General features: G+C 69.9%; 9 protein-coding genes. 6 read left to right on the forward strand and 3 right to left on the reverse strand.

Going from position 1 to position 15549, the window contains the following annotated elements:
- Positions 1–149 precede the first annotated feature (149 nt).
- On the forward strand, positions 150–3575 hold the full coding sequence (locus tag G6N64_RS26385) for a TM0106 family RecB-like putative nuclease (protein WP_163800746.1): 3426 nt from the start codon (positions 150–152) through the stop codon (positions 3573–3575).
- 12 nt (positions 3576–3587) lie between these two features.
- Positions 3588–4946, forward strand: coding sequence for an FAD-binding oxidoreductase (locus tag G6N64_RS26390; protein ID WP_163800747.1), 1359 nt, complete (start codon positions 3588–3590; stop codon positions 4944–4946).
- Between the two features lie 74 nt (positions 4947–5020).
- Here the strand turns inward: G6N64_RS26390 and G6N64_RS26395 are convergent, their stop codons facing one another.
- Both G6N64_RS26395 and G6N64_RS26400 read right to left on the reverse strand, forming a co-directional pair.
- Positions 5021–7165, reverse strand: coding sequence for an MFS transporter (locus G6N64_RS26395; protein WP_163800748.1), 2145 nt, complete (start codon positions 7163–7165; stop codon positions 5021–5023).
- Between the two features lie 189 nt (positions 7166–7354).
- Positions 7355–8650, reverse strand: coding sequence for a multidrug effflux MFS transporter (locus G6N64_RS26400; protein WP_163800749.1), 1296 nt, complete (start codon positions 8648–8650; stop codon positions 7355–7357).
- Between the two features lie 149 nt (positions 8651–8799).
- Between G6N64_RS26400 and G6N64_RS26405 the strand changes: the two genes are divergently transcribed.
- The 3 genes from G6N64_RS26405 to G6N64_RS26415 all read left to right on the forward strand — a co-directional run bounded on the left by G6N64_RS26405 (position 8800) and on the right by G6N64_RS26415 (position 14174).
- A complete protein-coding gene (locus G6N64_RS26405; protein WP_163800750.1) occupies positions 8800–9540 on the forward strand; it encodes a hypothetical protein in 741 nt (246 codons plus the stop codon).
- Between the two features lie 209 nt (positions 9541–9749).
- A complete protein-coding gene (locus G6N64_RS26410) occupies positions 9750–13589 on the forward strand; it encodes a multifunctional oxoglutarate decarboxylase/oxoglutarate dehydrogenase thiamine pyrophosphate-binding subunit/dihydrolipoyllysine-residue succinyltransferase subunit (protein WP_163800751.1) in 3840 nt (1279 codons plus the stop codon).
- Between the two features lie 153 nt (positions 13590–13742).
- A complete protein-coding gene (locus G6N64_RS26415; RefSeq protein WP_163800752.1) occupies positions 13743–14174 on the forward strand; it encodes a VOC family protein in 432 nt (143 codons plus the stop codon).
- A 66-nt stretch (positions 14175–14240) separates the two neighbouring features.
- Here the strand turns inward: G6N64_RS26415 and G6N64_RS26420 are convergent, their stop codons facing one another.
- Positions 14241–14615, reverse strand: coding sequence for a DUF732 domain-containing protein (locus G6N64_RS26420; protein ID WP_163800753.1), 375 nt, complete (start codon positions 14613–14615; stop codon positions 14241–14243).
- Positions 14616–14718: 103 nt separating this feature from the next.
- Between G6N64_RS26420 and G6N64_RS26425 the strand changes: the two genes are divergently transcribed.
- Complete coding sequence (locus G6N64_RS26425) at positions 14719–15549, forward strand: SDR family NAD(P)-dependent oxidoreductase (RefSeq protein ID WP_163800754.1); 831 nt, start codon at positions 14719–14721, stop codon at positions 15547–15549.

Below are 15549 nucleotides of genomic sequence, written 5' to 3' on the forward strand. Positions count from 1 at the left end.
GAAGCGTCCGTCGCCGGTCCGACAGTCGTCGAGACAGCAGCAGTAGTTGTGCACAGGGCCCGGTGACGACAGGGAATGCCGTTTCGGCGCGGAAGGGGCAGCGGCGCGGGGGCGCAGCCGCGTCGGACCCCTGACCTACAGTGGCGGGCGTGTTCCTGACCAGCGACGGCCAAGTCGTCTACAGCGCTTCGGATCTCGCCGCCGCGGCGAGATGCGAGTATGCGCTGCTGCGGTCGTTCGACGCCCAGCTCGGCTGGGGGCCGAAGGTGTCGTCGGACGACGAGCTGCTCGCCCGCACCGCCGCGCTCGGACTCGAGCACGAGCGCCGGCACCTCGACGAGCTGCGCGACGACGCGGCGGAGGCGGACGGCAACGTCGTCGTCATCGGGAAGCCGACCTACACCGTCGAGGGACTCATCGCCGCGGCCGAGGCCACCTGGGCGGCCGTCGAGCGACGGGCGCCCGCCGTCTACCAGGCGGCGATGTTCGACGGCCGCTTCGTCGGATTCGCCGACTTCCTGGTCCTCGACGAAGGCCGGTACCGGCTCCGCGACACCAAGCTCGCCCGCTCGGTGAAGGTGGAGGCGCTGCTGCAGCTGGCCGCCTACGCCGACGCCCTCGCCCGCAGCGGGGTCCCGGTGGCCGACGACGTCGAACTCGTGCTCGGCGACGGCACGATCGCCACCTACCGGGTCGACGAACTGCTGCCCGTCTACCTGCCCCGCCGAGCGGCCCTCGAGCGGCTCCTCGACGACCACCTGGCCGGCGGGTCGGCCGTCGAGTGGGCCGACGAGGGCGTCCGCGCCTGCTTCCGATGCGCCGAGTGCGAGGTGCGAGTGCGGGAGAGCGACGACCTGCTGCTCGTCGCGGGCATGCGGGTCACGCAGCGCGCCCGACTGCTCGACGCCGGCGTCACCACGCTGCACGCGCTGGCGGAGCACACCGGGCCGGTGCCGGAGGTGTCGACCCGCACGCTGACCGCGCTGACCGAGCAGGCCCGGCTGCAGGTCGCCGAGCGCGTCGACGGCAAGCCGCCCTACCGCGTGATCGACCCGCAGCCCCTGATGGTGCTACCCGATGCGGACAGGGGCGACCTCTTCTTCGACTTCGAGGGAGACCCACTGTGGACGGTCAACGGACGGGAGTGGGGCCTCGAATACCTGTGGGGCGTGCTGACCGTCGGCGACGAGTTCACCCCGTACTGGGCGCACGACCGCGCGAGTGAACGTCAGGCCCTCGTCGACTTCCTCGCGTTCGTCCGCAAGCGGCTCAAGCGCCATCCGGGCATGCACGTCTACCACTACGCAGCCTACGAGAAGAGCACGCTGCTGCGGCTCGCGGGACGCTACGGCGTCGGCGAGAACGACGTCGACGACCTGCTGCGCAACGGCATCCTGGTCGACCTCTACCCGTTGGTGCGCAAGAGCATTCGAGTCGGCACCGAGAGCTACAGCATCAAGTACCTCGAGCCGCTCTACATGGGCAACGAGCTGCGCGACGGCGAGGTGACCACCGCCACCGACTCGATCACGCAGTACGCCCGCTACTGCGCGCTGCGCAACGAGGGGCACATTGCCGAGGCCGACGCCGTCCTCAAGGAGATCGAGGACTACAACCGCTACGACTGCCGGTCGACGCGCCGGCTGCGCGACTGGTTGATGGCGCGCGCCATCGAATCGGGGGTGCCGCCGCGCGGTCCGCAGCCCGTTCGCGACGACGACGCCAAGGCACGCGTCGAGAAGGCCGACGATCTCGAGCGCACGCTGATGTCGTTCGCCGGAGACGGCGTGGAGGAGCGCACCGCGGAACAGACTGCGGTGGCGATGTTCTCGGCGGCACGCGGCTATCACGAGCGCGAGGACAAGCCGTTCTGGTGGGCGCACTTCGACCGGGTGAACAACCCCGTCGAGGAGTGGGCCGACAACGGATCCGTCTTCGTCGCCGACCGCGGTGAGGTCGTCACCGATTGGCACCAGCCACCCAAGGCCCGCAAGCCACAGCGCCACGTCCGACTGATCGGCGAGATCGCGAACGGCGATCTGTCGCACGACATGTTCGCCCTCTACGACCCGCCCGCACCCGTCGGCACCGCGGAGGACCCCGACCGTCGCGGGTTCGTCGGCGTGACGGTGATCGAATGCAACGACCCCGAGGCGCCCACCGAGGTGGTGATCGTCGAGAAGCAGCCCACGGGTGGCGACGTCTTCGACCAGCTGCCCTTCGCGCTCACACCCGGTTCACCGGTGCCCACCAAGCCGCTGAAGGAAGCCATCTCCGCGACGGCGGCCCTCGTCGGCGCCGGCCTGCCCAACCTGCCCGCGGACGCGGTGACCGACATCCTGCTGCGCCGCCCGCCGCGCACCCTGCGCGCCGGGCCGCTCCCCCGCACCGGTGTCGTCGCCGACGACATCACCGCCGCACTGCTCGATCTCGACTCGTCCTATGTCGCGGTGCACGGCCCGCCTGGCACCGGCAAGACGTACACGTCGGCGAAGGTCATCGCCCGCCTGGTCGACGAGCACGGTTGGCGGATCGGCGTGGTCGCACAGTCGCACGCCGTGGTCGAGAACCTGTTCGCCGACGTTCTGCGCGCAGGTGTCGACGGATCGCGCGTCGGCAAGAAGAAGAGCCCGGACGCACCGTGGGTGGACCTGAAGGAGAAGGACTATCCCGCCTTCGTCGCCGACCACGACGGCTGCGTGATCGGCGGTACGGCATGGGACTTCGCGAACGAGAACCGCGTCCCGCGGCTCAGCCTCGACCTGCTGGTGATCGAGGAGGCGGGCCAGTTCAGCCTGGCCGGCACCATCGCCGTGGCGGCGTCGGCGCGGAACCTCCTGCTGCTCGGCGACCCGCAGCAGCTCCCCCAGGTCAGCCAGGGCACCCATCCCGAACCCGTCGACCGGTCTGCCCTCGGCTGGCTGGTGGACGGCCACCACACGCTGCCGCCCGAACGCGGGTACTTCCTCGACCTGTCCTATCGCATGCATCCCGACGTCTGCCGGCCGGTGTCGCGGCTGTCCTACGACGGCCGACTGTCGTCGGCGGAGGAGGTCAGCGGCGCGCGACACCTCGACGGCGTCGCCCCGGGCGTCCGGGTCCTCGAGGTCGACCACGACGGCAACTCGACCGACAGCCCCGAGGAGGCCGATGCGATCGTCGCGGCGATCCAGCGCCTGCTCGGCAGCGCGTGGACCGACGAGGACGGCACGGTCGCACTCGCCGCGCGGCACGTCCTGATCGTCACGCCGTACAACGCGCAGGTGGTGACGCTGCGGCGCCGACTGGACGCCGCCGGCCTGTCCGAGGTCGAGGTCGGCACCGTCGACAAGTTCCAGGGCAGGCAGGCTCCCGTCGTGTTCGTGTCGATGACGGCGTCGAGCGCCGACGACGCGCCGCGGGGAATCTCGTTCCTGCTCAACCGGAATCGGCTCAACGTCGCGATCAGCCGGGCGAAGTACGCGGCGTTCGTCGTCCGGTCGAGCTACCTCACCGAGTACCTGCCGTCCACGCCGGACGGGTTGATCGGCCTCGGGGCGTTCTTGTCCCTGGCGACACCGCAGCGCGACCTGTGATAGACCCGCGTCGTGACCGAAACGCTGCCGTCCCGCCTCGCTGAGATCGTCGGCGCGCAGCACGTCAGCGTCGATCCCGACGTCCTTGCCGGCCGCTGCGTCGACTACACCGGCCGCTACCGGGGCCGGGCCTCCGCGCTGGTCCGGCCGGGCTCGGACGTCGAGGTCGCCTCGGTCCTCGTCGCGTGCCGCGACGCCAGCGTCCCCGTGACGATCCAGGGCGGCCGGACGTCGCTCGTCGCGGGCACCGTGCCCGAACACGACGACGTCCTGCTGTCCACCGAGCGACTCCGCGACATCGGGCCGGTCGACGTGCGCGAGCGACGCATGCGGGTGGGTGCCGGTGTCACCGCCGCCGCACTGCAGGAGGCCGCCGCCGACGCCGCCCTCGTCTTCGGGGTCGACCTCGCCTCACGGGACACCGCCACGATCGGCGGCATGGCGTCGACGAACGCCGGCGGGCTGCGCACCGTGCGGTACGGCAACACCGCCGAGCAGATCCTCGGAATCGACGTCGCACTTCCCGACGGGACCATCGTGCGGCGGCACAGCGAGGTGCGCAGCGACAACACGGGGTACGACCTGACGTCGCTGTTCGTGGGCGCCGAGGGCACGCTCGGGGTCATCACCGCCGTCGACGTCCGACTGCATCCGACACCGCGGCACCGGGTGACGGCCGTCGCCGGGTTCGCCGACCTCGACGCGCTGCTGGCCACCAGCAGCGTGTTCCGGGACGTCGACGGCATCGCCGCGTGCGAACTGATCGACGCGAGGGGGAGCGACCTGACCGCCGAGCACCTCGGCGTCGCGTCCCCCGTCGACGGGGCCTGGCACCTCCTGGTCGAGCTGGCCGGCGACGTCGATCCGACCGAGCGTCTCGCGGAACTCCTCGCCGAAGCGGACCTCGTCGGCGAGCCCGCGGTCGGCATGGACAGCGCTGCCTCGCAACGACTTTGGGCCGTGCGGGAGGGCATCGGCGACGTGCTCGGCGTGTGCGGCCCACCGCTGAAGTTCGACGTGTCGCTGCCACTGGGCAGGACCGACGGGTTCGTCTCGGCAGCAACGGCTTTGGTCGCCGAGCACGCGCCCGACGCCATCCCGGTGCTGTTCGGCCACGTCGGCGAGGGCAACCTGCACCTCAACCTGGTGCGCTGCACGCTGGAGGGTGACGCCGAACGGGCGCTCTACGCGGCGATGATGGCGCTGATCGCCGAACACGGCGGCAACGTCAGCTCGGAGCACGGCGTCGGGAGCATCAAGCGCGACTACCTGTCGATGTCGCGCACCGACGCCGATGTCGCGGCGATGCGCGCAGTGAAGGCGGCCTTCGATCCCGACGGCTACCTCAACCCCGCCGTGCTGTTCCCCTGACCCTCGCGAGCAGTCGTGAACTCCCCTGAATCGTGTGCCACGAGGGGAGTTCACGACTGCTCGCGGGGAAGGGGCTACTCGCGGAACGGCATCGAGTGCTTGCCGTAGGTGCCCGCGTCGCCGTCACCGCGGCTGTGCCGGCCACCCGACGGCTGGTCGTCGACGTGGAAGCCGTTGTGCGACGGGGCCGGTGGCGTCTCCTTGTCGAGCAGCAGGTCCAGCATGCTGCGCCACGGCCGGTCGTCGGCGGGCGGCGGCCCGTCGTTGGGCAGTCCGTCGAGGACCGAACCGTTCTGCCGGACCGGAGTGAGAGCGACCGGCTCGACGGCGATCGGCTCGATCGGCTCGACCGCGACCGGCTCGACCACGGGGTGCACGTCGGTGGCCGCGTCCGCCACCGCGAAATCGACCACCGCATCCACCACCTCCGCATCCGCTCCCGCGCCCACGACCAGGGACGGCTCGTCCTCGAGCAGGTGCTCCCAGGAGTCGACCGGGCCCCCGCGCCACTCGTCGGCGGGAGCCGGCAGCGGATGGTCGACGTGCGCGACGAACCGGTCCGTCGAGGTGTCGTCGGCGGGAGGCGGCGGTATCGGCGGGACGACGGGAGCCGCGGGCACCGGGTCGTCCCACTCGACGGTGTACTCGACGTAGTCGTCGTCGTCGCGGAAGTAGTCGTGGTCCGCGCGCGGGCGGCGGTCACCACGTCGGATCGGACGGACGCTGCCGGGCACGGTGGGCGCCGGCTCACGTCCGTAGCCACGCAGGAACAGCGCGGCGATCACGCCGAGTAGTGAGACGAAGGCGGGCAGCAGCAGCGCCTGGGACAGCGCGGCCGAGAACGGGACCTGCAGTTGCTCGGGCAGCGCCGTGATGGCCCCCTCCGCACCCGGGGGCCGCGCGCCGCCGCCGGGCATCTCGGCGGCGATGCGCGACGTCATGAAGGCGGCCATGCCGGCGCTGCCGAGCACGCCGCCGACCTGCCGCATCGTGTTGTAGACACCGGAGCCCGCGCCCGCCAGGTCCGGTGGCAGGTGTCGCGTCGCCGTGGCGGCGAGTGGCGACCAGATGAACGCCATGCCGATGCCGATCAGTGCCAGCGGGAGCACCAGCCGCCAGATCGGCGTGGTGTCCGTCATCTCCACCGACAGCCACGTCAGGGCGATGGCCAGCGCCGAGAAGCCGAACCCGACGATCGGGGTCGGCGGGAACCGGTCTACCAGCTTGCCGACCACCGGCGCCAGCCCACCCGAGGCGATCGCCATCGGCGCGGTGAGCAGCGCGGCGCGCGTGGGCGACAGGCCCGCCACCGCCTGCGCATAGAACATCAGCGGCAGGATCATCGCCGTCACGGCGAAGCCGATGACCGAGATGCCGAGATTGGACAGGCTGAAGTCGTTGTCCCGGAAGATGCGCAGCGGGATCAGCGGTTCACCGGGGTTGACGGACTGCCAGTAGACGAACCCGGCCATGGCCCCGACGCCCGCCGCGACCATGCCCCAGATCCAGGGTGCCCAGTCGTGCGACTGCCCCTCCTGCAGCGCGAACACGATGAGGAACATCCCGAGGCCCGACAGCACCACGCCGGGCACGTCGAACCCGCGCTTCTCAGTGGGCAGGGACGGCACGAACCAGTACGCGAGCGCCAGGCCGGCGATCCCGATGGGCACGTTGACGATGAAGATCCAGTGCCAGCCCAGGCCGCCGACGAGCAGTCCGCCCGCCAGCGGGCCGACGAGCGTCGCGACGCCGGCGGTCGCACCCCAGATGCTGAGCGCGACGCCACGGCGGTCGGCCGGGAAGAGCCGCGTGATCGCCGAGAGGGTCTGCGGGGTGAGCAGGGCCGCGCCGACGCCCTGCACGACGCGCGCGGCGATCAATACTTCGACCGTGCCCGCGAGCCCGCACCACAGCGACGCCGCGGTGAACACCAGCAAACCGACGAGGTACAGGTTCTTGGGTCCGTACCGGTCGCCGAGCCGACCGGCCAACAGCAGGGGCACCGCGTAGGCGAGCAGGTAGGCGCTCGTCACCCAGATGACCGCGTCGTAGTCGGTGCGCAGGTCGTCCATGATCGACGGGTTGGCGACCGCGACGATCGTCGCGTCGACCAGGATCATGAAGAAGCCGACCATCATCGCCCACAGCGCATGCCACGGATTCGCCGACTGCGGGGTCGTGGCCCGGACGCGGCGCAGTGCCTCGATCGCCGCCGTCACGGCCGTAGCCCTAGTGGGCCGTCGCCGAGCACCGGCCGACCCGCTCTGCGGGTGTCCGGGAGATGGGTGGGCGTGACCGCCGCCCACGACGAAGGTGTCTGCACTGTTCTGGTGTCCAAGTCGATGTCGAACGAGCCGAACCCGACGCTACGGACGGTTCTGGATCGCGACAAGTCGGTCCGGCGAGGGTCAGACCGCCTTGGGAACTCCCCTGGCGGCAACCACGTCGGAGACCTCGTCGTCACCGGTCGAGCGCGACGCACCCGAGGCCAGCAGCGCCACCAGGGCGATGACCATCCCCGCGGTCATGACGACCGCGAGCGCGAGTTCGTCGTTGCCGAGCACTCCCACCAGCGGCGCCACGACGGCGCCGAGGCCGAACTGCGCAGCCCCCAGCAGCGCGGCGGACGTCCCCGACGCCTCCTGGTGACGGGACAGCGCGATGGCCGGCGCATTCGGCATCACCAGGCCCATCGTCGCGAGGATCAGCCACACCGGGACGACGAACGCGGCCAGCCCGCCGACGTTCGCGACGGCCAGGCTCACGAAGACGAACCCGAGGACCGCCGAGGCGATGAGCGCCCGCACCACGATGTACTGCGGCGTGAACCGGCGCAGCAGCACGACGTTGAACTGGGTGGCGCCGATGAGCGCGACCGCGCCGATGCCGAAGACCAGCGCGAACGACTGCTGATCGAGACCGTAGCGGCCCTGCAGGACGAACGAGGCGCCGGCGATGTAGGCGAACAGCCCGGACATGCCCAGCGCGGCGACGAGGACCAGGATGACGAACTTGGTGTCGCGGAGCAGCTCGCCGTAGGTCGAGACGATGCCCTTCACGCGCAGCGGCCTGCGGTGTGCCACGGGCAGCGTCTCGGGCAGGGCGAGGACGGCCATCAGCAGCAGCGCACCGGCGAGGACCACCAGCACGGCGAACACCCAGTGCCAGGAGCCGTGCAGCAGGACTGCCGCACCCAGCGACGGCGCGAGCACCGGGGCGACGCCGAGGACGAGCATCAGCCGGGACATCACGGTGGCGGCCGCCGAGCCGGAGAAGAGGTCGCCTACGATCGCGATCGACACGACCATCGTGGCGGCGGCTCCCATGCCCTGCAGGCCGCGGGCGATGCCGAGGATCGCGATGTTCGGGGCCAGCAGGCAGAACACCGACGCGATCATGTGCAGGACGATCCCGGCCATCAGCGGGCGTCGGCGGCCCAGCGAGTCGGAGAGCGGGCCGATGACGATCTGGCCCAGTGCGAGACCCGCGAGCGTGCCGGTGAGGGTGAGCTGGACGATCGACGACGAGACGGACAGCTCGTCGGCGATCTTCGGCAACGCCGGGAGGTACATGTCGATGGTGAGCGGCCCCAGCGCGACCAGCAGGCCGAGGACCACGATCATCCGGGTGCGGCTGGGCACCCGGGTCGGGTCGGTTGCCGGCGGCGCGGCGCTACGAACGTCCACGTGCTGCGATGCTGCCATGAAGATGGTTAGCAATGCATATCAATATTCTGTTCCCGCAGGGGACGAAGCGCTCACGGTGACCAGTGTCACGACGGTGCGTCCGGGTTCCGCGGCGGTTCGGTGACGGGGCGTTAACCTGGAGGTTCACTCGAGGAGGGGGCTGGCCCGTGAGCGCACGGTTTCGCACCAGGGACTCGCAGCCGGACGGCGGCGACGACCCGAGCGCCGCGGTCAAGGCGCTGTCGCAGATCATCGAGCGCGGCGCCCGGGTACAGGGACCCGCGGTCAAGGCCTTCGTCGACAAGCTGCGCGACGGCAATCCCGGGGCGACGCCGGCGGAGATCGTCGCGAAACTGGAGAAGCAATACGTCGCGATGGTGATGGCCAGCGGCGCCGCGGTCGGATCGGCCGCCGCGTTCCCCGGCATCGGCACGCTGGTCGCGATGTCGGCCGTCGCGGGAGAGACCGTGGTCTTCCTCGAGGCGACCGCCGTCTACGTGCTGGCGCGCGCCGAGGTCTACGGCATCCCCGCCGACCACCGCGAGCGCCGCCGCGCCCTGGTGCTGGCGGTCCTGGTCGGCGAGGACGGCAGGCACGCGGTGATGGACCTCGTCGGACCCGGCCGCACCAGCGGCGCCTGGCTCGCCGACGGCGCCGCGTCGCTGCCCCTGCCCGCGGTGTCACAACTGAACTCCCGGCTGCTGAAGTACTTCGTCAAGCGGTACACCCTCAAGCGCGGCGCGATCGCGTTCGGGAAGTTGCTGCCGGTCGGGGTCGGCGCGGTGGTCGGCGGCGTCGGCAACCGGATGATGGGCAAGAAGATCATCGCGAACTCGCGGACGGCGTTCGGACCGCCGCCGCCGCGGTGGCCGTCGACGCTGCGCGTGCTGCCCGCCCCTCGCCAGTAGGAGCCGTTTGCCGCGGTGGGACGACCGGTCGACGCCGCCGACCCGCCGTCGCCCGGCGATCACAACGACCATAAGCCCGTTGCCGTGGTCTGCCAGGTTCGCGCGGGATAGCCTGGAAGGTGGCGCAAGGGCGAGCCATACCGCAGACAGACGCCGAGCGGGCACGTGCCTGCTCGCACAGGGCAGAAGGAATCGAGGCGACAGCTGCCGTGAGCAGTTCACCTTCACCATTCGGACAGAACGAATGGCTGGTCGAGGAGATGTACCGCAAGTTCCGGGAGGATCCCTCCTCGGTGGACCCGAGTTGGCACGAGTTCCTCGTCGACTACTCACCGGAACCGACGACCGGAACGACCGCGACGGTGAGCGCGAACGGCTCGAATGGCGGCGGACCCAAGACGCCTCCCACCGCAGCTCCCGCCCCGCCACCCGGACAGTCCGCCGCGTCGTCGAACGGCGCGAAGGAACCTCAGAAGACGCCCGATAAGCCCGCCAAGGCACCCGAGAAGAAGCCCGAGGCTCCCAAGGCTCAGCAGGCCGAACCGGCCAAGTCGTCGGACAAGCCCGCGGCCCCCGCGACCAAGCCGGCGACGTCGGCGACCGCCGCCAACCCGGAACCGGCCAAGCCGAAGGCGCCCTCGGGTCCGCCGCCGTCCGAGGACGACCAGACCCAGGTGCTGCGCGGTGCCGCGGCAGCCGTCGCCAAGAACATGAGCGCCTCACTGGAGGTGCCGACCGCCACGAGCGTCCGGGCCATCCCCGCGAAGCTGATGATCGACAACCGTGTCGTCATCAACAACCACCTCAAGCGCACCCGCGGCGGCAAGATCAGCTTCACCCACCTGCTGGGCTATGCCATCGTGCAGGCCGTCAAGACGTTCCCGTCGATGAACCGCCACTTCGCCGAGGTCGACGGCAAGCCGAACATCGTCACGCCGGCCCACACCAACCTCGGCCTGGCGATCGACCTACCCGGCAAGGACGGCAACCGCACCCTCGTCGTCGCCGCGATCAAGAAGACCGAGACCATGCGGTTCGGTCAGTTCATCGCCGCCTACGAGGACATCGTGCGACGGGCCCGCGACGGCAAGCTGACCGCCGAGGACTTCTCCGGCGTCACCATCTCGCTCACCAACCCCGGCACGATCGGCACCGTGCACTCGGTGCCGCGCCTCATGCGCAACCAGGGCGCCATCATCGGCGCCGGTGCCATGGAGTACCCGGCCGAGTTCCAGGGCGCGAGCGAGGAACGCATCAACGAGCTGGGCGTCGGCAAGCTCATCACGCTGACGAGCACCTACGACCACCGCATCATCCAGGGTGCGGAGTCCGGTGACTTCCTGCGCACGATCCACAACCTGCTGCTGAGCGACGACTTCTTCGACGAGATCTTCCGCGAGCTGGGCATCCCCTACGAGCCCGTCCGCTGGCGCACCGACAACCCGGACGCGATCACCGACAAGAACGCCCGGATCATCGAGTTGATCGCGGCGTACCGCAACCGAGGTCACCTGATGGCCGACGTCGACCCGCTGCGGCTCGACAAGACGCGCTTCCGCAGCCACCCCGACCTCGACGTCAACTCCCACGGCCTGACGCTGTGGGACCTGGACCGGGCCTTCAAGGTCGACGGGTTCGCGGGCGCCGAGTACAAGAAGCTGCGCGACGTCCTGTCGGTGCTGCGCGACGCGTACTGCCGCCACGTCGGCGTCGAGTACACCCACATCCTGGAACCCGAGCAGCAGAAGTGGATCCGGGACCGCGTCGAGGTCAAGCACGACAAGCCGACGGTCGCCGAGCAGAAGTACATCCTGAGCAAGCTCAACGCCGCCGAGGCGTTCGAGACGTTCCTGCAGACCAAGTACGTCGGGCAGAAGCGGTTCTCGCTCGAGGGCGCCGAGACCGTCATCCCGATGATGGACGCCTGCATCGACCAGGCCGCCGAGCACGGCCTCGACGAGGTCGTCATCGGCATGCCGCACCGCGGCAGGCTCAACGTGCTGGCCAACATCGTCGGCAAGCCCTACTCGCAGATCTTCGGCGAGTTCGAGGGCAACCTGAACCCGAGCCAGGCGCACGGGTCCGGCGACGTGAAGTACCACCTGGGGGCCAACGGCACCTACATCCAGATGTTCGGCGACAACGACATCGAGGTGTCGCTGGTGGCCAACCCGAGCCACCTCGAGGCCGTCGACCCGGTCCTCGAGGGTCTGGTGCGCGCCAAGCAGGACCTGCTGGACAAGGGCAACGGACCCGACGGCTTCACCGTCGTCCCGCTGATGCTGCACGGCGACGCGGCGTTCGCCGGCCAGGGCGTGGTGGCCGAGACGCTGAACCTCGCGCTGCTGCGCGGCTACCGCACCGGCGGCACCATCCACATCGTGGTAAACAACCAGATCGGCTTCACCACCTCGCCGCAGAACTCGCGCTCCAGCGAGTACTGCACCGACGTCGCGAAGATGATCGGCGCGCCGATCTTCCACGTCAACGGCGACGATCCCGAGGCCGCGGCATGGGTGGCCCGACTGGCGATCGACTTCCGTCAGAAGTTCAAGAAGGACGTCATCATCGACATGCTGTGCTACCGCCGACGCGGGCACAACGAGGGCGACGACCCGTCGATGACGCAGCCGTACATGTACGACGTCATCGACACCAAGCGCGGTGTCCGCAAGACCTACACCGAGGCGCTCATCGGCCGTGGCGACATCTCGATGAAGGAGGCCGAGGACGCCCTGCGCGACTACCAGGGCCAGCTCGAGCGGGTGTTCAACGAGGTCCGCGACGTCGAGAAGCACGACATCGAGCCCAGCGAGTCGGTCGAGTCCGACCAGCTGACGCCGCAGGGTCTCGACACCGCGGTGGACAAGTCGCTGCTGGCCCGCATCGGCGACGCGCATCTGGCGTTCCCCGAGGAGTTCTCGGTGCACCCGCGCGTCAAGCCGGTGCTCGAGAGGCGCCGAGAGATGGCGTACGAGGGCAAGATCGACTGGGCCTTCGGCGAGCTGCTCGCACTCGCGTCCCTGGTCTCGGAGGGCAAGCTCGTCCGCCTGTCCGGCCAGGACACCCGGCGCGGCACGTTCACCCAGCGGCACTCGGTGATAATCGACCGCAAGACCGGCGCGGAGTTCACGCCGATCCAGTTGCTCGCCACCAACACCGACGGCACGCCGACCGGTGGCAAGTTCATGGTGTACGACTCGGCGCTGTCCGAGTACGCCGCGGTGGGCTTCGAGTACGGCTACTCGGTGGGCAACACCGACGCAATGGTGCTGTGGGAGGCACAGTTCGGCGACTTCGTCAACGGCGCGCAGTCCATCATCGACGAGTTCATCAGCTCCGGTGAGGCCAAGTGGGGCCAGCTGTCCGACGTCGTGCTGCTCCTGCCGCACGGCCACGAGGGCCAGGGCCCCGACCACACGTCGGGTCGCATCGAACGCTTCCTGCAGGTGTGTGCGGAGGGGTCGATGACGGTGGCGATGCCGTCGACGCCGGCCAACTACTTCCACCTGCTGCGGCGCCACTCCCTCGACGGGATCCACCGCCCGCTCATCGTCTTCACCCCGAAGTCGATGCTGCGCAACAAGGCCGCCGTCAGCGACATCCGCGACTTCACCGAGCAGAAGTTCCGCTCGATCATGGAGGAGCCGACGTACACCGACGGCGACGGCGACCGGTCGAAGGTGACGCGCGTCCTGCTGACCAGCGGCAAGATCTACTACGAACTCGCCGCCCGCAAGGCCAAGGAGGGCCGCGACGACGTCGCGATCGTGCGCGTCGAGCAGCTCTACCCGCTGCCGAGGCGCCGGCTCGACGCGACGCTCGACGCGTATCCGAACGCCGAGCAGTTCCGCTGGGTGCAGGAGGAGCCGGCCAACCAGGGGGCGTGGCCCACGTTCGGGCTCTCGCTACCGGAGTTGTTGCCCGACAAGCTGACCGGCATCAAGCGCATCTCGCGCCGCGCCATGTCGGCACCGTCGTCGGGCAGCTCGAAGGTGCACGCCGTGGAGCAGCAGGAGATCATCGACGAGGCGTTCGCCCCGATCTGACGTCCTCAACTCCTTCCGCGAGCGCGCGTGTCTGCGGGCGACACGCCGGTGCACAACCCGACAATGCGCACGCTCGCGAGAGGGGTCCGGTCGTCACCGCACGGTCACACGTCCGGTCGACGCCGTGCATCGGCGCGTGGGTACCCCACCGGCATGGCACTCATCGACAGCACCGGGCTGCACCACGTCCGCATCACCGTGACCGACCTCGCGCGGTCGCGCGCCTTCTACGAGGGGGTGCTGGGGTTCGCCGTCGCGAAGGAGTCCCCGGGCGACCCGGGCGACCCCGCCGTCCGCTCGGACCCCGAGCAGCTGTACGGCGGCGTGGTGTACCAGACGGGCGGCACGCTCTTCGGGCTCCGACCGGTCGCCGACGCCGGTGACCGGTTCGACTCGACGCGGGTGGGCCTCGACCACGTCAGCTTCGCGATGCCGTCGAAGGACGCCCTCGACGCGGTCGCGGGCAAGTTGGGCGACGCCGGCGTCGAGCACGGCGAGGTGAACGAACTCGAGGGGTTCGGGATCGCGATCCTGTCGTTCCAGGACCCCGACGGGATCAACCTGGAACTCAGCGCTCCCGTGTAACGACGAATGCTGCGTGGGGGCCGACAGCCTGCCGGGTCAGACGGCCCCCACGCAGAAACCTCTGGGTCAGATGCCCAGCATGCCCAGCGGGAACGGCGTCTGACCGTTCGCCAGCGACGCGACGGCGCCCGGGCAGAACATCGAGATGGCGATGCCGGTGAACATCGTCGCGGGTCCGAGCGGGCGGCCGATCGCGTCCGACACCCCGGATGCGACGTCGGCCATCTGCTGGCCGGGCTCCGACAGCATCGGGCACACGGACTGACCGACGGACACCGCGGTGGCGGGGTCGATGCCGGACAGCCCCGCCGACGACAGCGCTCCGATGAACGCGTCGCCCCCGGGATCAGCCTGCGCGGGCGCTGCGAGGGTCGCGGCGGCGCCCACGATGCCGACGGACAGGGCGAGCGGCGCGATGGCCAGGGTGCGGATGCGCAACATGTCCTGTCCTTCGCCCCCGTTCGATCTTTCGTTACCCGATTTCGGTGATACCGCCGGTACCGATAAGGTGCACACGAGTCGAATAGTGATCCGAGGAGTGGGCATGCAGGGTTTCGCAGGCAAGGTCGCGGTCGTCACGGGCGCCGGATCCGGCATCGGACAGGCACTGGCCATCGAACTGGCCCGCTCGGGCGCGAGCGTCGCGATCAGCGACGTCAACGCCGAGGGCCTGGCAGTGACCGAGGAGCGCATCAAGGCGATCGGCGCTCCGGTGAAGTCCGACCGCCTCGACGTCACCGAACGCGAGGCCTTCGAGCTGTACGCCGACGCCGTCAAGGCGCACTTCGGCAAGGTCAACCAGATCTACAACAACGCGGGCATCGCCTTCACCGGCGCCGTCGAGATCAGCTCCTACAAGGACATCGAACGCGTCATGGACGTCGACTTCTGGGGCGTCGTCAACGGGACCAAGGCGTTCCTCCCCCACCTCATCGAGTCTGGCGACGGTCACGTCGTCAACGTGTCGAGCCTTTTCGGCATCTTCGCCGTACCCGGCCAGGCCGCCTACAACGCCGCGAAGTTCGCCGTCCGCGGGTTCACCGAGTCGCTCCGGCAGGAGATGGTCTCCGGCAAGCGACCGGTCAAGGTGACGACGGTGCACCCCGGTGGCATCAAGACCGCCATCGCGCGCAACGCCACGGCCGCCGAGGGCATCGACCCCGAGGCCTTCGCGCGCGTGTTCGACAAGAAGCTGGCCAGCACGTCACCCGAGAGGGCGGCCGTGATCATCCTCGACGCCGTGCGCAAGAACAAGGCCCGCGTCCTCGTCGGCGCCGACGCCAAGGCGCTCGACATCCTGGTGCGCCTGACGGGCTCGGGTTACCAGCGGCTGTTCGCCTCGGTGATCGGCAAGATCATGCCCGGCATCCACTGA

This window comes from Mycolicibacterium sediminis (assembly GCF_010731735.1).
In the GTDB taxonomy this organism is placed as follows: Bacteria; Actinomycetota; Actinomycetes; order Mycobacteriales; family Mycobacteriaceae; genus Mycobacterium; species Mycobacterium sediminis.